The 17,263-nt window shown below is 48.6% G+C and carries 15 protein-coding genes and 1 pseudogene; 9 read left to right on the top strand and 7 right to left on the bottom strand.

Annotation, left to right across the window (positions count from 1 at the left end; genetic code table 11):
* Positions 1-153: 153 nt before the first annotated feature.
* Genes AZ66_RS04415 through AZ66_RS32390 form a run of 3 tightly spaced genes read left to right on the top strand, consistent with a single transcriptional unit; the run spans position 154 to position 3,740 of the window.
* Complete coding sequence (locus AZ66_RS04415; RefSeq protein WP_044353751.1) at positions 154-2,019, top strand: cache domain-containing sensor histidine kinase; 1,866 nt, start codon at positions 154-156, stop codon at positions 2,017-2,019.
* 1 nt (position 2,020) lies between these two features.
* Positions 2,021-3,640: a response regulator gene (locus AZ66_RS04410; RefSeq protein ID WP_231586730.1), complete on the top strand. Its 1,620-nt coding sequence runs from the start codon at positions 2,021-2,023 to the stop codon at positions 3,638-3,640.
* Position 3,641: 1 nt separating this feature from the next.
* Positions 3,642-3,740 (top strand): AraC family transcriptional regulator, encoded by a 99-nt coding sequence (locus AZ66_RS32390; protein ID WP_231586729.1) that lies wholly within the window; start codon positions 3,642-3,644, stop codon positions 3,738-3,740.
* A gap of 157 nt (positions 3,741-3,897) precedes the next feature.
* Here the strand turns inward: AZ66_RS32390 and AZ66_RS04405 are convergent, their stop codons facing one another.
* From AZ66_RS04405 to AZ66_RS04385, 5 genes are all read right to left on the bottom strand, one after another.
* A complete protein-coding gene (locus tag AZ66_RS04405) occupies positions 3,898-5,199 on the bottom strand; it encodes an MFS transporter (protein WP_044353750.1) in 1,302 nt (433 codons plus the stop codon).
* Between the two features lie 185 nt (positions 5,200-5,384).
* On the bottom strand, positions 5,385-6,488 hold the full coding sequence (locus AZ66_RS04400) for a GerAB/ArcD/ProY family transporter (RefSeq protein ID WP_044353749.1): 1,104 nt from the start codon (positions 6,486-6,488) through the stop codon (positions 5,385-5,387).
* A gap of 28 nt (positions 6,489-6,516) precedes the next feature.
* Positions 6,517-6,750: a hypothetical protein gene (locus tag AZ66_RS04395; protein ID WP_044353748.1), complete on the bottom strand. Its 234-nt coding sequence runs from the start codon at positions 6,748-6,750 to the stop codon at positions 6,517-6,519.
* Complete coding sequence (locus AZ66_RS04390) at positions 6,750-7,943, bottom strand: Ger(x)C family spore germination protein (protein ID WP_044353747.1); 1,194 nt, start codon at positions 7,941-7,943, stop codon at positions 6,750-6,752. Before AZ66_RS04390 ends, AZ66_RS04395 begins: the two co-directional genes overlap by 1 nt.
* Positions 7,944-8,014: 71 nt before the next feature.
* Positions 8,015-9,544 (bottom strand): spore germination protein, encoded by a 1,530-nt coding sequence (locus tag AZ66_RS04385; protein ID WP_044353746.1) that lies wholly within the window; start codon positions 9,542-9,544, stop codon positions 8,015-8,017.
* A gap of 199 nt (positions 9,545-9,743) precedes the next feature.
* Here AZ66_RS04385 and AZ66_RS04380 point away from each other — a divergent pair, with 199 nt between their 5' ends.
* The 3 genes from AZ66_RS04380 (at position 9,744) to AZ66_RS04370 (ending at position 11,557) form a co-directional block, all read left to right on the top strand.
* Positions 9,744-10,208, top strand: coding sequence for a MarR family winged helix-turn-helix transcriptional regulator (locus tag AZ66_RS04380; RefSeq protein WP_044353745.1), 465 nt, complete (start codon positions 9,744-9,746; stop codon positions 10,206-10,208).
* A 111-nt stretch (positions 10,209-10,319) separates the two neighbouring features.
* Positions 10,320-10,715: a DoxX family protein gene (locus tag AZ66_RS04375; RefSeq protein WP_044353766.1), complete on the top strand. Its 396-nt coding sequence runs from the start codon at positions 10,320-10,322 to the stop codon at positions 10,713-10,715.
* A 122-nt stretch (positions 10,716-10,837) separates the two neighbouring features.
* Positions 10,838-11,557: a pirin family protein gene (locus tag AZ66_RS04370; protein ID WP_231586728.1), complete on the top strand. Its 720-nt coding sequence runs from the start codon at positions 10,838-10,840 to the stop codon at positions 11,555-11,557.
* Positions 11,558-11,705: 148 nt separating this feature from the next.
* On the opposite strand, the gene AZ66_RS04365 is transcribed toward AZ66_RS04370, so the two are convergent.
* A complete protein-coding gene (locus AZ66_RS04365) occupies positions 11,706-12,377 on the bottom strand; it encodes an N-acetylmuramoyl-L-alanine amidase family protein (protein ID WP_044353744.1) in 672 nt (223 codons plus the stop codon).
* Between the two features lie 232 nt (positions 12,378-12,609).
* Here AZ66_RS04365 and AZ66_RS04360 point away from each other — a divergent pair, with 232 nt between their 5' ends.
* From AZ66_RS04360 to AZ66_RS04350, 3 genes are all read left to right on the top strand, one after another.
* Positions 12,610-13,383, top strand: coding sequence for a class I SAM-dependent DNA methyltransferase (locus AZ66_RS04360; protein ID WP_044353743.1), 774 nt, complete (start codon positions 12,610-12,612; stop codon positions 13,381-13,383).
* A gap of 184 nt (positions 13,384-13,567) precedes the next feature.
* A complete protein-coding gene (locus AZ66_RS04355) occupies positions 13,568-15,286 on the top strand; it encodes a phospho-sugar mutase (protein WP_044353742.1) in 1,719 nt (572 codons plus the stop codon).
* 144 nt (positions 15,287-15,430) lie between these two features.
* Positions 15,431-16,510, top strand: a complete 1,080-nt coding sequence (locus tag AZ66_RS04350; RefSeq protein WP_021256256.1) for a M42 family metallopeptidase — start codon at positions 15,431-15,433, stop codon at positions 16,508-16,510.
* Positions 16,511-16,931: 421 nt separating this feature from the next.
* Here the strand turns inward: AZ66_RS04350 and AZ66_RS04345 are convergent.
* Positions 16,932-17,263 (bottom strand): annotated as a pseudogene (locus tag AZ66_RS04345) (AAA family ATPase); the annotation flags it as partial.

Below are 17,263 nucleotides of genomic sequence, written 5' to 3'. Positions count from 1 at the left end.
TTCAACAGAAATAATAGAGGTTATTCGTTCTTGTTGCTTTCAGTATGCACGCTAATGTAAACGGTTACCACAGATGGTCTTGAACGAAAAGGTGGAATATATTGACCCCCTCCTCATGTAAGCGTTACACTGTGGATCTGAGGGGGCGATTGCATGCGTTGGAACAGTATTCGAACCAAACTTATTTTATTTATGCTCATTGCGACCATCGTCCCGACTGTAGCAACGATGATCATTTCATACAGCTATACGACAGATTCACTGGAGAAGCGCGCCATTGAGCAGAACCATCAGCTTATGTTCCAAGGGAAGACGAACTTAGCGAATTTCGTGGACAATTTGAACCGCGCCTCCTTAACGATCTATACCGACTATGAATTTTATCGCCAGCTGGACAGAGGCTATGACGATTACACATTCGATTCCTACACCTATGTCACGCTGCAAAATATGGCATCATCCATGAACGGAATATGGCAGGTGTACTTCTATCGCACCGAAACGAAGCGCGCCTCGCTGGTCATTCAGAGCGTGCCTCGGCGCATCTATGATGCGAAGCTCTATGAGGATACAGCCCGCTATGCGGAGGACGGCATTCAGATGCAGCCTACGCATTTAAGCCATACGTACGGGTTCTCCTCGTCACCGTTCTTCTTCCCGAGTGTACAGGTATTCACCTTGCACCGGCCGATTTACCGCATCCCTGCTAACGATCGCATCGGGATGCTGTCAGTCGATGTGAAGCTTGATTCGCTCGCTCAAATTGTGGATCAACTGTACACACAGGAGCAGGAAAGCATCTATCTGCTAGATGACTCTGGACACGTATTCTACGCAGATGACAGACAAATCATTGGACAGCAGCTCGAAGCAAGCTGGTACAACCGCGAACAAATCAACAAGATGGAGAGCGGTCACTTCGAGCAGGATGGAGCCATCTTCATTCATGAGCGCGTCACGACGCCACTGGCGAATTGGACGCTCGTGAAGAAGATACCGAAATCGTACTTGCTCCAGGAAGCGAATCAGGCCGCAGTCATTAACATGCTGCTCATCGCCCTGTCGCTGATTGTCATCATTATTGCTACGATCGTCGTATCGTTCCGCATTACGAAGCCGATACGTCAGCTCGTCCGCTACATCAACCAAGTGCAGACAGGGAACTTGCGCGTAGATATCCAGCCTGTCAGCAACGATGAGATTGGCGTCGTGCTGAAACGATTCCGCAATATGATGGATATGATCAACAACCTTATTTTGCGGGAATATCAGCTTGAGCTTGCGAACAAATCAAATCAGCTCAAAGCGCTGCAGGCCCAGATTAACCCGCATTTCATGAACAATGCGCTGCAATCGATTGGAACACAGGCGCTGCAGCATAATGCGCCTCATATTTATAAGCTTGTCACCGCGCTGGGCAAGATGATGCGCTACAGCATGTACACGGACAAGAGCACGGCAACTGTGCAAGAAGAGCTTGAACACGTGAAGGCCTATTTGCAGCTGCAGTTGCAGCGATTCGAAGACACTTTCCAAGCCTTCTTCGACATCGACGAGCGAACGCTGGACAACCAAGTACCGAAGATGACGATGCAGCCTCTCGTCGAGAACTATTTCAAGCACGGAATAGACCGTTCCGTACCGAGTGGGCAGATTGCTATTCGCACTAGATATATCGAGCGGACAGAACAAGCACAAGGAATGGTTATAGTTGTCCCCTATCTGCAGCTGATCGTTGAAGATAACGGTCGAGGCATGACCTTGATGCGCCGGATCGAACTAAACGAGAGGCTGAAGGAGGTACATCCGGAGCAGTTGGGCACACGAACAAGCCATACTTTATCACGGGACGAATTCGTCTCGGATTCCTCATCTGGCTCGCCGTCCAGCATTGGGCTGGTCAATGTGCTCGCCCGGCTGCAGCTGTTCACCGACGGCAAATCTACGATGAGAGTCGAAGAGCAGGAGCCCCAAGGTACTCGTATTGTTATAGAGCTGGAATTGGAGCGTGAGAACTAACATGATGAAGGCATTAATCGTAGACGATGAGAAGCACGTACGGGAAGCAATCCGATTGCTTGTAGATTGGGACACACATGGGATTGATACGATTATGGAGGCTGCGGACGGCGAGCAGGCAGTCGAACTGATTCATCAGCACAAACCTCAACTGGTCATGACCGATATGATGATGCCGACCATGAGCGGAACAGCGCTTATGGAGTGGATGAGCCGCCATGCTCCTTCAAGCAAGATCATTGCCATCAGCGGGCATGATGATTTCACACTCGTTCGCCATGCTATGCAGCATGGTGGCATGGATTATATATTGAAACCAATCGACCCCGATGCAGTCAATAACGCCATCGGCAAAGCGGTCGCCGCATGGAAGCAAGAGGAGGACGTTCGCCAATCAAGCCAGCAGCAGCGCATGCAAGCCAACGAATTCAAGCCAATGCTGGCTGAGAAGCTGTGGTCTGGTTTATTGGATGATCCTTATGTCTATGAAGGAAATGTGCGCAGATTGCAGCGCGAGTTCCATCTCCCCGGAACCATCACGTGCGCTCGGCTTGCCGTAGCTCGAATTCACGCAGGGCACGTCAATTGGCGTGGGAGATTCGGCGATAATAGACAGCTGCTATTCTACTCGCTTGTCAATATTGCCGATGAGCTGCTGAACGGCAAGACTTACGCATCGAATGTGCGGCGTAATCACGCATCGACTTGCGGCACCGCTTTCCGCTATGGCGCCTCGGAAGGCGAGCTTATTATCGTCATGTGGGGCTCTCCCATAAGGCTAGAGGCTGTGCTGGAACAACTGAATGCCGGGCTTGAACAGACCTTCAAGCACCGACTGCACTTCGGTGTATCGAGTTCATTCTCCCTGCCCGCAGGAATCTCCGCCGGATATGCCGAAGCCAAACATGCGTTAATGCATCGCAATTTGCTCATGCACAGAACGCATATCCATAAGTCTAAGGTTACAACGGAATCATTAGCGGATGAGACCGCGCGAATCGCTTCTCCCCCTCTGCATGCGGGAGCCTCCAAGCAGCTCCGACTTGCCTCCTTCGAGGAGGAATGGAGACTCGCTCTGTTAAGCGGGCATGAAGAGCAGCTCCGCCAGACCGTGCACGCCTTCATCGAAGCACAGAAGCAGCTGCCGCAATTGACCCCGGATATGCTTATCGGCTGGATGAAAGAGTGGGAAGCCTTTCGTGTACGGATGGAGCAAGCCGCCGCTCCAGATGCCGCTTCAATTGAAGAGATGCACGCTGTTGCACCAGATCAGCTATCTATTCACTTCCATTGTCCCGAATGTATGGATGATTTCTCATGGAGCGACTGGGGGCTGGCATGGCTATCTTCCCTCACTCAGCTGTCCGGCCTGCTGATGCAGCAGAAGAAGGAAGAACAGCACATCATTTATGATATCGCCAAGTACGTGGAGCAGCACTATCATGAGGAGGTATCGCTGCAGGATATCGCGCAGCGCTTCTATGTAAGCCGTGAATACATCTCTCGCAAATTCAAGCAGCAGCTCGGCATTAACCTGTCGGACTATATTACGAATATTCGCATGGACAAGGCGCTGCGGCTGCTGCTCAACCCCCCATCTTCGCATCGCTCAGGTGGCTGAGATGATTGGGTATCAGGATGAGAAATACTTCAGTAAAGTGTTCAAGAAAACACAAGGTATATCACCGAACACGTATCGCAAGCAGCAAATGAATCCATAACCGTACTGTTATGCAAAACAGGGGCGTCCCCTGAGCAGTAACGAATGCTACCGTCAAATAACGCCCCTTCTCTTATTATAAGAACACAGCTATTACTAGGGGCATAGCTATGCTATGCATCTAATCAGCTATGTACACAACCTACATCCTGAGCAATTCAACCGCTAATTTGTTTCCCCGACTGGTGGTTCAAATGCCGTCCTTCCCGAAGCAGCACGTGCCTTCCAAGCGTTCCCGCAAGAAGCAGCATACATACGCCAAGAAGCATCGCAAGCCCCCACGTCTGGAACCACATCGGCAGCCCCTTAATCTCGTCAAACAGCAAGCCGCCAACTATCGGACCAACGAAAGCAGCCATACCGGTAATCGCTGAATACATGGCAATGAACATCGGCCGTTCGGTCTTTGGCGTATCGCCAATAATGAAGTTGAATGCCATTTGGTTGAAGCCGCCTACCCCAATCCCAACTAAGCTGTGTGCGATGAGCAGCGCCGTGAATGTCGGAATCCATGCCGTAAGCGACCAAGCCACACAAGACATAGCAATGATCGGCAGTGTACACAACAGCAAAAACTTATTGCTGTACTTTGCGTTCAAATTGCCCCATACATAGAGGCTGCACATGCCTACTACCGTCTGTACAACTGTTATGATCGACACTTGATCATAGCCAACCCCCAGCAACTCCAGCATCATATAGGAGAAGAAGGGCAATATCATATTTTGAAACAGCAGCCAAACTGACAAGAACAGCACTGGCATCATAAATGCACGATCACGTAGCGGCTTCTTCACCATCGACATCAGGTTCGTTTCTGTCGATCGCGTCATCGGCAAGTTCGGGTAGAAGAAGAACATGCCTATATTGCACAGCGCAAATACCAAGCTCATCATAAATATAATTTCGAAGCCTTTCCCTCCTGGATAGGCGCTCAAAATCTGCCCGCCAATAAACAGTGTTAAGCTCCCTACCGCGTTGACAATCGTATTGCGGATACCGAAGTATCTTCCTCGAACCGAAGCTGGAACCATATCCCCCATAAAGTTCGTCCATATGATACCCGCTCCCGCATTGGCAACGAACGCCACCGTATACATGATCATATACACCGTGATCCACAAGCTCTTGTCGAATAGAAAAGGAATCAATCCTGTTGCCGCCCACGTAAGTCGATGCACAGCAACTAACCCAATCAGCGTCCACTTCGGTGAATGTACCCGTTGCAGCATGTAAGCAATCGCAATCTGCAAGACATTCACAAATGTCGTGATGGACAGTATAAATCCGATCTGACTTGAGGATGCGCCTAAATACAATAAGTATCCGGTTAGGAACGGGCCGCCGAGCAAAGTAAGAGTAACGACCGCGTTAGCTCCCTCCAGTGTGCCTATCCACAAATACTTCCGACTGTCGGAAAATTTGCGCTTATGACGTGGCTTGGTAGTAAGAATGACCATGCACACTCCTTATACGTGTTAGGTACCGCCCGAAAGCGGTTACTTTGTGAAATCACCGTCATTCTACTCTGTGGCATCATCATCGTCAATCAAGACTGCTGCGTGGCAGCACCGAAATTTCAACATCGCAGCCACATGATCCTCCTCAAAGAGGAGCATTCGCTTATTAGGTAGAAATTACGGCGTTAATCTCGTGTTTCCTTATGTAAGGCCCGTCCCTTCTTCCACCACGCAATCATGAGCAACAGCAGCGGGTACACCAGCAGCACCGTTGCAGAGAACAGCGGCTCCGTTGTCATGAATAGATCCACCATGTCCTGCAAATTGTCAGATATCCAAAAGCTCATGGCGACGATCAGTACGCCAAGCGGAAAAATAATCGGCCGATAATCCTTCAACTTCAACCATTGAGCAGTTCCAAGTACAAGGGTGTAGTACCAAGCAGCAATTTGCACGAACCCACCCAGCACCCACAGCACAACCACGATTGCTTCTACATGCTCAAAAAAGTCGGCAAGGCTGATATAACGAGATGCCACAAATACCGGAAATGTAAACATCGACGTTAACGAACCGAATAAGAACAAGCATAATAAATTCGTAACGACCATCGTGATTAGCATAAATATTACAGGGGCTACACTCCATTTCCAACGGCTGCGCTTGCCTATCGCAAAGGGGAGGAAAAAGCCAACCAACACGAATTCCAAAAACCAGGTTGCCGGCGTTATCGACCCATGCAAAATTGGTTTCCACCCATTATTTAGTATGGGGAACATCTCCATACCGTTCAATACAGGAAGAAGGAACAACGGGATGCACAGCAGCAAGACCATGAACAAAGGTGCAATAATCAATGCGAATTTCCCTATAACTTCAATCCCTCCTCGAATCGCTACCGCGCATACGAAAATGAGCACCGTATTTATGAGCATCTCTGGTGTACGCAGCAGCAGCGAGCCCACGATGAACTCCCCATACTCCCGCAGTATGGTTCCTGCCCCATGCAGCAGATAGAACATCAGGATCCCATTTGCTATCGCCCCTGCCCAACGGCCAATGAGGGTCGGCCCATATTCCACCATCGTCTTGTCGGGAAAGTAGTGGTTTAGCCGCATTCCGACATAGAGCGAAATAAATCCCGCTAAAGAACTGATCATTGAAGTCAGCCATGCATCGCGTCCGGCTATCTGAGAGGCTACCGTCGGAATCACGAGCACTGCAGTAGCACATACCATTAAGTACATCAGCATACATAGCTGCGGCCATGTTATTTTCCCTTGTTCCATCCCCCTGCAACCTCCCTTTTCCTTAGGATCAAGACGGGTGTTTCAACCACAACAGCAGCGGCTTATAGATGAAATCTATCCATTGGCGCGGAGTTGTCCGTTGCGGGAATTCACTGACTAACAGCACGACAAGCCACGCCAGACTCCAAATAAAAACAAAAACTCGCTTTTCTCGAATAGACGTCCTGCTTCGAATTCTCCACTCAAATATAAAATTTGCGAGAAGCAGAAGCCCCATACCCGATAAAAAATAGACTCCCATTATTGAAACCCTGCTTTCTGCTCGATCGTACTTGTGATACTGCCCGGCCGTTCAATAACGGCATGTACGCGTACTTCTGTCCTCATATCGGCATAAATCTTTTCCCAATTGGATCGGATTTGATTCTTCCACTGAGCAGGATATTTTCGATGTACACGAGATGCGAATCCGAGCACATCCGTATTCAGTCTCTGCTGCGTCGTCTTGATGGATTGTTTGATGAGGTGTTCAATGTTCGCCTCCGTTTTTGATTCCACTTGTTTCGTCTGATCCGCATCCGATACGTCCAGCTTCGTGTTGTTCTGGATCATGTCCAAAAAGGCGACTAGCTTCACGCGCATCGTCAGTTGCTTGCCGTCCCAGTAGGGGTCAAATGTAATGGAATTACGATGAACGCGCAGGGACAAACAGTCCTTGCTATCTCCTTCTTTACAAAAAGAAACAGTTAACCGCTTCTTCTCGCCACGCAGCCACATCACGCCAATCATGTCTTGACCGCCAATCTCTCCAACATAGCGATCCTTCTTAAAAACGGCCAACTTTTCAATAGAAGGAGCCTGAACGCCAAGCTCGCTCTCCTTCCATTCAGCGTATGGCGCAAAAGCCATAGTCGAGTCTCCAGCCATCATTTTCATATAATCAAGCATCGTCACATTCCATATGGATCGCGATTTCCCCAAATCTTTGAATAATTCAGCGACATCGTGATGAAGCTGCGGCAATGACTTCAGGACTTCGCTTGCCTTGCTGTCCGCAATAAACAGCAGTGCATTCTCCCGTGGATTCTGATATCGAAGGAAAAAGTCGAAATGTTTAAGTAATCCCTCTTCAGCTAATTTTTTGCTGATGACATACACTTCGGTCTGACCCCAGAAAATATATCGCGGCATCTTATTTTGCAGCTTAAATACCGCCTCACCAAGTGTCTTTGCTTTAGCAGAGAATACAGTGGTCGCGCCTCCGCCGCCATTTTTTTTACTATCGCCAGGCGTCGCTCCACCACCTCCTCCTTCTTTTGGAATGTAAACCAGCAAGGTCATCTTTACATCGCCATCTCCGTCCTTGTCCAATCCAGCGGCAAGAATGATCGAAAGCTGCTCAATTTCCGTCCGATCCCAGCAACCGGCCAAGAGCAACCCTAACAAACACAGTACGACCAGTCTGACTATGTTCCGAGAGCTGTGCAAGCCCATACTTTCACCTCTTTTCTCCGTATTGCCGCTGTATAGCAAGGCTTTGTTTAATTTATTTTCATAGACCTCCCTTATGTCTTTGACCTATCTTCTCCCTCGTTTATCCCTGCCGACGCCATACGCTCGATCTGCGTATCCTCACTCCACACGGGAACGCGAAGCAGTATATCCTTCAGCTCATTTTTACGCATAGGAGCAATACCCGATAAATAGGGAACACCAAATGATTTGAGCTTCAATAGATGCGTCGCAAGCAAAATAACTGCCATTATCAGCCCAAACAAGCCGAGAAATCCCGAAAATAGCATAATCGGAAAACGCAACATCCGTACCGCTATGCCCATGTTGTAATGAGGCACAAGGAACGAGGATACGCCCGTAATGGATACGACCATTACCATCGGTGCAGATACAAGTCCAGCCGATATTGCCGCTTGACCGATAACGAGCGCACCCACGATGCTGACCGCAGAACCAACCTGCTGCGGCAGACGTGCGCCTGCTTCGCGAATTGCTTCGAACATGATTTCCATTAACAACGCCTCAACAAGTGCTGGAAATGGAATCTGGCTACGTGCCCTCGCCATCGTTAATATCAACTCGGTGGGTATCATCTCTTGGTGGTACGTAATAATAGCGACATAAAGGGATGGTCCGAGCAGTGAAATAATGAAACAAATATAGCGCAACCAACGGATGACAGTCCCGAAGTAATGGCGATGATAGTAGTCCTCCGGCGACTGCATGAACGATGCCCACAGTCCTGGAGCGATGAGAACGACAGGTGAACCATCCACAATGATAACAATCCGTCCCTCCAACAAGTGGGAGGCAGCTACATCCGGACGCTCGGTCGTTACGATTTGGGGAAATAGATAAGCAGGCTTATCCTCCAGACATGCTTCTACATACCCGCTGTCCAGAACGCTTTGCAAGGAGATTCGTTGCAAGCGCCTACGTACCTCTTCCACTAATTCGGGATCAGCAATCCCCTCAATGTAGGCATACCGGATTTCGGTGTGGGTCAACGCGCCGCGCTTTAATGACTCCATTTTTAATTGTGGTGTTCTGATACGGCGACGTAGCAAAGCAACATTTGTCTGCAATGTCTCTACGAACCCATCACGCGGGCCGCGAATGACGGATTCGGCAGTCGGTTCTGATACACCGCGCTTGTCAAACTTTATAGCATCTACGGTGAAGCCGGCTGCTGCCCGATGCGGAATGAGAATCGCCAAGCCTGATAGGATCGCTTCTACCGCAGTCTCCATAGAATAAATCGGCGTCACCTTCACAGCCGTGACGGTTCGCAGAATATCCTCTACCAGGACATTAGCGGAGTCTGTCTGGTCCGGATAACGCTGCTTCAACGGTTCAATAATATGTTCGTCCAGCATCGCCGTATCCGTTAGACCATCCAGATAGCATAAGGTAGCCTTCTTGCCTCCCTGCAATTCGAAGTTGTAAAAAATCATGTCTTCACACTGCTGAAAGCAATCTTTCAAGAAGGCAACATTGTGTTCTCCATAGGAGGACCATTCCACATTTTGCGGCATACCTGCTTGAGCAGTTCCGTTATGCTGCTCTTCTGTTGTAAGCATATATCCCCTCCTCCTTCGAAGTTCCCTGCACTGAATACCGACTCTGTACCGAGTCTCCATCTTCTCCAATATAGGTTTACATGTTCAACAGAAAATTATGAGTTGACAACGAGATTTGAGCATGATATATTTATCTCGAATTAAAGATATTACTTTTCAAGATATTGAAACTCCTTACCATAAAGGTGGTGAATGACAGATGACCAGACCTCGTACGGATGCATTTGATTCCGAGATTCAGCAATCACTGAAGCTGTTCGTTGTCCTATCCCGCGCATCTAGGGCACTGATGGATTACGCCCAGCAGGATATGAAGCATTATGAGCTCAACCCGTCCGAATTTGCGGTCATGGAATTGCTCTATCATAAGGGTTCAACCCCTATCCAGCAGATTGGCGGCAAGATTTTGCTAGCAAGCGGCACAATGACCTATGTGATCGATAAGCTCGTGAAGAAGGGGTTCCTGCAGCGAAGACCTTGCGAGAAAGATCGTCGCGTCATATACGCTGAACTGACACCTGAAGGAGAAGCCGTCATTGGCGACATATTCCCACGGCATGCGAAGGCCCTTCATGAGGCAGTGAATGGAATGTCTACGGAAGACAAGGATCAACTTATCAGCTTGCTAAAACAACTGGGACAGAGCGTCCCTTCACCGAAGTAGCCCTTTTCAACAGAGAAGGGTATTCCTTCGGACTAATATCTCGAATTCAAGATTCTTGGTACAAGTATTATATAATCAAATTGAACATTACTTTAGGAGGAATAAAAAATGTTGGCAGATTACGGTTTATTGATTATTCGTCTCGTTATTGGATTGACGATGATGGGACACGGAGCACAGAAGCTATTCGGATGGTTTGGCGGTTACGGAATTAAAGGTACAGGCGGCTGGTTCGAGTCTATCGGAATGCGTCCTGGTCCGCTTATGGCACTGATGGCTGGATTAACCGAGCTTGCTGGCGGCTTGCTGTTCGGACTCGGCTTCCTCACATGGCTTGGCGCAGCGTTTATTGTCGGTACAATGCTTGTTGCGATTGTGAAGGTCCATGGAGCGAACGGCTACTGGGTAACTTCGAACGGGATTGAATACAACGTGATACTGATCGCAGCTGCTATCGGTGTTGCACTGATTGGCGCAGGCTCTTTGTCTCTGGATGCATTGCTGTAACTTCAGCATTATCCAATCATTAATCTTTCACTAACACAATTATTCAATGACTCTGTTCATCAAGGCATACAACTACGGAACCTAATCATACAGAATATGAACCATAGTGGGAGGACTTTACAATGAACACAACAATGAAACGTTCCATCCAACGCGCTGGAGACCGCTATCATAACAACCATGGTTGGTTGAAGACATACTTCAGCTTCTCCTTCGCTGATTACTATGATCCAGAAAATATGCACTTCAGCGAACTGCGTGTACTAAATGATGACTATATTGCGCCGGGTACTGGTTTCGGTCTGCACCCGCATAAAAACATGGAAATCGTAACCGTCGTCTTGAAAGGTGAACTGGAGCATAAAGACAGCACAGGCAACCGCGAAATTATCGTGCCTGGTCAAATTCAACGCATGAGCGCCGGAACAGGGATCTACCATGGTGAAGCGAATGCATCCAGCTCTGAACCCCTTGAATTGCTGCAATTGTGGTTTATGCCGGAACGACTCGGGATCGACCCATCCTATGAGACGCATACGTACGGCCTGGAATCTATCCAGAACCGACTGCTTCCGGTCGTATCCAATCACGCCGAAGAGCTTGGAACTGCCCATATCCATCAAGATATGACGATGTATTTGGGCCAATTCCCAGTGGGAGAAGAAGTGACTATTGAGCAGCGACCGAACCGCTCCCTGTATGTATTCGTGATGGAAGGCGAAGTTGGCTTCGAAGACGGTGAAGTATTGCATCGTCGTGATGCAGCCCGAATCGAGAATGCCGGTTCGATGAAGCTCCACTTCAAACCGGGTACTCATGTGATGGTCATCGATTTGCCTTAATACATTCTCTCTCTCTTGCCCCCTTCCCTTAATAAACAAGAGATGCGCCAATGCGCATCTCTTGTTTCATTTATATCCACATCTGCAACTGAAGCTGCCTACACAACTGCATCAGTGTCCTACTCTCTTTTACTCTAACCTTGTGTTGTTATCGTAGCACGTCTACGATTCCATCAACAATTGTCTTAGCCGCTTGTTCTTGAAAAGTTTGCGACTTCATTCGCTTCTCATCATCACGATTGGAGATGTATCCAAGCTCAAGTAGAATCGACGGTCTTGAATTATCCCGCAGCACCATGTAATCTCCTACATGGACACCGCGATCTCGCATATTGAAGCTCTGCTTCAGATGCTCATGCATCGTGTTGGCAAGTTGCCAATGGTTATCGTCATAATAGTAGGTCGTCATTCCTTCTGCTTCTCCCGTGTCGAAAGCATCATAATGGACGCTCACATAGAGATCCGCTGACTTCTCTTCAGCGACGTCAATTCGCTGCTGCAAAGATACCGTCTCGTCCTGCTCTCGTGTGACCACGACCTGTGCGCCTGTCCGTCGCTGAAGCTCGCGCTTAATCGCCTGAACCGTCTGCAGCGTAACATCCTTCTCGAGGGTTCCTTGCTGGCCAACCGACCCTGAATCGTGTCCCCCATGGCCTGGGTCAAGAACAATCGTTTTTCCTACTAATTGCTGCCCTCCACCTTCTGGTGATCGTAGAAGGACATGCTCTTCTTGCGAACCGTGTACATCCTGCATATAAACATAAGTCGAGAGCCCCAAGAATAGGAGCGCCGATAAACATACCATGGTCAATCTTTTCATTCGTAGACTACCTCTTCCCTGCTCTATCGATCTCGTTGATGAAACTAGTTTACTAGCCTCATATCAAGATGAGATAAAGATCGGGTAAAGAAAAAAGCCACTTTCTTGGAGAAAGTGGCTACAGCAGCGCTTTCATTGTTATTGCTGCCTCTTATACTAGTAAAATTGACACAACAATTACCAAGAACTACAATTCAACCATAGTTATATTCTGTATACTAAGGAGAATATTATGACCTACACTGAATGGGACTTATCTGAATATGAGGATCCTGCATTATATGATATGGAAAATAAGGGCTGCCCGGAGTTATCCCTGCTCCTCTCGCAGATTCAGCAGCAAGCCGTGGGAACCGGCCCTATTGTTGATTTGGCTTGCGGCACAGGACGCTTAACCATACCGGTTGCCGAAGCAGGTTATGCCGTGATCGGTATTGATCTTCACGAAGGAATGCTGGAGCAAGCCCGTGCGAAGGCGTCACCACGTTCAGACATAAGCATCCAATGGATGCAGCAGGATCTAACGGCATTGAATCTGGTCACAGAAGCACCTTTTGCCTATATGGTGGGCAATTCATTTCAACATTTCCTAACCAATGAGCTGCAAAATCGACTCCTGCAGTCAGTCCGCAGCCTGCTTACAGATAACGGGATATTCGTCTTCGATACACGCTTTCCAACCTCGGACGAGCTGCTTCAACCGCAGGAGGAAGAATACTGGCGCTCCATACCTATTGGATCGCAGCAGCGATGCGATGTGTATACGCTAGCGGTATACGACCCTGTGACACAAATTCAGCATTATACGATAATCCGCCGCTTCCGTGAAGGAGAGAAGACAGTGATGGAACGTACATCGACCATTCATCTTCGATACACGTATCCACAAGAGCTGGCAAGACTTCTGGAATTGAACGGGTTTGAACTTCTTCATTTATATGGAAATTGGTCTGCCGAGCCGTTGCAAGCTTCATCATCAATGATCGTCATCTGCCGCAAGGTGTAGAAGCATGTACGAAAGCATCAATTCGCTTTGTGAATCATATATTTGTTTCATTGTTCAACAGACTACACACATTCAGGAATAAAAAGGAATCTATGATTTTTACACATGCAGGTAGCTTCATTATCCAGTACAATAGGATAAGTAACCGTTAGGTAAATGATTTTGTTGAAGGAGGATTTCACGAATGGACACTGCACTGCGTGCACAGCAGGCCTACGATGCGTGGTTGAACGATGCGCACATCGATGAGGCGACGAAGGCAGAATTGCAGCAGATTGCTGGCAACGAACGAGAAATTACAGACCGTTTCTATAAAGACTTGGAATTTGGTACAGGTGGCTTGCGCGGCGTGATTGGCGCGGGGAGCAACCGCATGAATGTATATACAGTAGGCAAAGCAACTCAAGGTCTTGCCCAATATTTGAAGGCAGAAGAAGCTGCTCCTTCCGTCGCGATCGCTTACGACTCTCGCCACTTCTCTCCAGAGTTCGCGCTTGAAGCGGCCTTGGTTCTAGCGGGCAATGGCGTAAAGGCATATGTGTTCGAAAGTCTGCGCCCTACTCCTGAGCTGTCCTTCTCTGTGCGGAACCTAAAGGCAAGCGCAGGCATCGTGGTAACGGCAAGCCACAACCCGCCAGAGTACAACGGGTACAAAGTATACGGCAACGATGGTGGACAAATCACGCCACATACAGCATCACGCGTCATTGCTGAAATTCGCGGCATCGAATCATTCGCGAGCATTCAGAAGCTTAGCCGCGAGGAAGCAGAAGCACAGGGACTCCTCGTGTGGCTTGGGCAAGAGATGGACGAAGCATATATAAATGCCGTGGCTTCTGTCAGCCAAAATGAAGATATCATTCGCTCATCTAGCGATTCGTTCCGTGTACTGTTTACGCCGCTTCATGGTACAGGCAATAAGCCCGTACGCGCCGTATTGGATCGCATCGGCTTCCAGCAGGTTCGAGTCGTGGCAGAGCAAGAGCTGCCAGACGGCAGCTTCCCTACCGTGAAGTCGCCAAACCCTGAAGAGCGCGAGGCATTCAGCATTGCAATCGAGCAGGCTAAATCTTGGGATGCGGACATTATCATGGGTACAGACCCGGATGCAGACCGCATGGGTGCTGTTGTGAAGAATGCGGACGGTGAATATGTCGTGCTGACCGGCAACCAGTCCGGAGCGATTATGGTGCATTATTTGCTGGACGCGATGAAGACCAAGGGGACATTGCCGGCGAACGGAGCTGTGATCAAAACGATCGTAACGAGTGAGCTCGGTGCAGCAATCGCTCAATCCTTCGGCATGACTGTATTTAACACGCTCACTGGCTTCAAATATATCGGCGAGAAAATGACAGAATTTGATCGCACAGGCGAGCATACCTTCATCTTCGGCTACGAAGAAAGCTATGGCTATTTGGCAGGCAACTATGCACGCGATAAGGATGCTGTTATCGCAGCTATGCTCATCAGTGAAGCTGGTGCTTATTACAAAGCACAGGGCAAGACACTGTACGAGATTCTACAAGATTTGTATGCGCAGCATGGTCATTATCTCGAAGGACTGCAAACACGTACGTTGAAAGGTGTAGAAGGTGTAGCGATCATTCAAGGCATTATGAATAATTGGCGTGAAGATGCTCCTTCCACAGCAGGCGGTGTGGCTATCACCTTAACGGAAGACTTCGCACAAGGTCTGTATGATCTGCCGAAGGAAAATGTACTGAAGTTCCACCTCGAGGATGGCAGCTGGTTCTGCCTCCGTCCATCCGGAACGGAACCGAAGATTAAGATGTACTTCGCCGTGAAGGGCTCGACTGGCGAAGATGCTGCGGCACGCTTGCAGCGCGTATCGGAAGACGTAATGTCGCGTATCGATGCATTTATTCAAGCGCAATCTTAATATCCATTATTGTGTTAATCAAATAGATATATTTTACGCCGTCCTGGCTTTCTCTACAGGACGGCGTTATCATGCTTGCATCCTGCATCAAATCGGTTCATACTAAAATGATGAACAGGCTTTAGTGATGAAAGGAGCAATCCCATGCAACAGGAAACGTTAGAATTATTCCGCACGCTGACGGAATTCCCTTCTGCTCCCGGCTTCGAACGGGAACTGCGTGCCTTGGTAAAAACCGAATTATCCAAATATACAGATGAATTCGTGCATGATGCACTCGGCAGTGTCTTCGGCGTTATGCGTGGCGACGAGCAAGGCCCTCGCGTTATGGTAGCCGGCCATCTAGATGAAGTTGGTTTCATGATCACGCAAATTACACCAAATGGGATGCTGAAGTTCCAACCGCTTGGCGGCTGGTGGGGACAAGTTGTACTTGCCCAGCAGGTCGAAGTTATTACGCCAAACGGCCCGCTTCCAGGTGTTGTAGGCTCCATTCCGAAGCATCTGCTTGACGAAGCTACAGCGAACAAGCCTGTAGACGTGAAGCATATGTACATCGACATTGGTGCGGACAGCCGTGAAGAAGCTGAACAGGCAGGCGTTCGCCCTGGACAACAAATCGTTCCAGTCTGCAAGTTCACTCCCTTGCTTAATCCGAAGAAAATTATGGCCAAAGCATGGGACAACCGTTATGGTGTTGGACTTGCCATTGAATTGATGAAGGAACTTCATCGTGAACAATTCAAGCTTCCAAACACACTGTTCTGCGGTGCAACTGTTCAAGAAGAGGTTGGTCTTAGAGGTGCCCGTACATCTGCCAACTTGATTCAGCCGGATATCTTCTATGCACTGGATTGCAGCGCAGCAAATGATATGACTGGTGATGTGAATTCCTTCGGTCATCTCGGCAAAGGTGCATTGCTTCGCATCCTCGACCCTACGATGATTACACATCGCGGTCTGGTGGAATTCATCCAAGATATTGCGGATACATATCGCATTCCGTATCAATATTTTGTATCTCCAGGCGGAACAGATGCTGGCCAAGTGCATTTGAGCAACAAGGGTGTTCCTTCGACGGTCATCGGCGTATGCGGACGATATATCCACACACCTGCTTCGATCGTTCATACAGATGATATCGACGCAGCGAAGGAACTTCTTGTTCAATTGGTGAAGCATACTGACCGCACAACGTACAACACGATCGTAGAGCGTTCGTAACGATATTTTTTAAACCAAATCGGCAACATGTAAACGAAATCGATTTAATATGAGCGCAGAACGTTGTATCTGAACAACGACTGCGCTCTTATTATGGTATCGGATTAAGGATTATTTGGAATAACGGAGCTCTACTAGACCAGTTGAATAGCTGTGCGTTCCAAGCAACTGGAACGTGCGCATCGTGTGATGCTGTCGTGCCATTTACGATCGTCGTCAATACATAAGCCTCTTTGTCCTCGTAGGGGTGTATGTACCGAACGTTAGCACTTAATCATAGGTGCGTCACCCCATAATGAGCGTATCTATCTTACAATAGGACATACCCGTAATCTTGACCCGTGGACAGCCAATCAACATCCCCGTTGTCACGTACCGCGTACCTGTCCAAGCTGATCGCAATGTGATAACGTAATGTATCTCAATCATTGAACAGCGTCCGAAGCATAGCATCCCGATCATTCATGAAGCTCTTGGTAATGATGTAATGATCCGTCTCTTCCAGCGCAACCTGACGAATGCCCTCCTCATCCAACTGCCATATATCCGCGTCAGGATAGGACATTAAAATGGGAGAATGGGTTGCAATAATGAATTGAGACTGCTTGCCAACCAGTTCATGCATCCGTGCAAGCAGCGTCATCTGCCGCAGCGGCGATAATGCGGCTTCGGGCTCATCCATCATGTACCATCCCCCGACCGCCAAAACGGTGCAGGAACGTATTCAGGAACGATTCTCCGTGAGACTGCTCA

This window comes from Paenibacillus sp. E194 (genome assembly GCF_000935845.1).
In the GTDB taxonomy this organism is placed as follows: domain Bacteria; phylum Bacillota; class Bacilli; order Paenibacillales; family Paenibacillaceae; genus Paenibacillus_B; species Paenibacillus_B alvei_B.
This window is presented reverse-complemented; position numbering and strand designations above follow the sequence as displayed.

Excerpts from the sequence above, each read along its gene's own strand:
- AZ66_RS04365 (WP_044353744.1), bottom strand. The coding sequence starts at position 12,377 with ATGAAAAGATTGACCATGGTATGTTTATCGGCGCTCCTATTCTTGGGG.
- AZ66_RS04415 (WP_044353751.1), top strand. The coding sequence starts at position 154 with ATGCGTTGGAACAGTATTCGAACCAAACTTATTTTATTTATGCTCATT.
- AZ66_RS04405 (WP_044353750.1), bottom strand. The coding sequence starts at position 5,199 with ATGGTCATTCTTACTACCAAGCCACGTCATAAGCGCAAATTTTCCGAC.
- AZ66_RS04380 (WP_044353745.1), top strand. The coding sequence starts at position 9,744 with ATGACCAGACCTCGTACGGATGCATTTGATTCCGAGATTCAGCAATCA.
- AZ66_RS04355 (WP_044353742.1), top strand. The coding sequence starts at position 13,568 with ATGGACACTGCACTGCGTGCACAGCAGGCCTACGATGCGTGGTTGAAC.
- AZ66_RS04385 (WP_044353746.1), bottom strand. The coding sequence starts at position 9,544 with ATGCTTACAACAGAAGAGCAGCATAACGGAACTGCTCAAGCAGGTATG.
- AZ66_RS32390 (WP_231586729.1), top strand. The coding sequence starts at position 3,642 with ATGATTGGGTATCAGGATGAGAAATACTTCAGTAAAGTGTTCAAGAAA.
- AZ66_RS04395 (WP_044353748.1), bottom strand. The coding sequence starts at position 6,750 with ATGGGAGTCTATTTTTTATCGGGTATGGGGCTTCTGCTTCTCGCAAAT.
- AZ66_RS04400 (WP_044353749.1), bottom strand. The coding sequence starts at position 6,488 with ATGGAACAAGGGAAAATAACATGGCCGCAGCTATGTATGCTGATGTAC.
- AZ66_RS04410 (WP_231586730.1), top strand. The coding sequence starts at position 2,021 with ATGATGAAGGCATTAATCGTAGACGATGAGAAGCACGTACGGGAAGCA.
- AZ66_RS04390 (WP_044353747.1), bottom strand. The coding sequence starts at position 7,943 with ATGGGCTTGCACAGCTCTCGGAACATAGTCAGACTGGTCGTACTGTGT.
- AZ66_RS04350 (WP_021256256.1), top strand. The coding sequence starts at position 15,431 with ATGCAACAGGAAACGTTAGAATTATTCCGCACGCTGACGGAATTCCCT.
- AZ66_RS04370 (WP_231586728.1), top strand. The coding sequence starts at position 10,838 with ATGAACACAACAATGAAACGTTCCATCCAACGCGCTGGAGACCGCTAT.
- AZ66_RS04360 (WP_044353743.1), top strand. The coding sequence starts at position 12,610 with ATGACCTACACTGAATGGGACTTATCTGAATATGAGGATCCTGCATTA.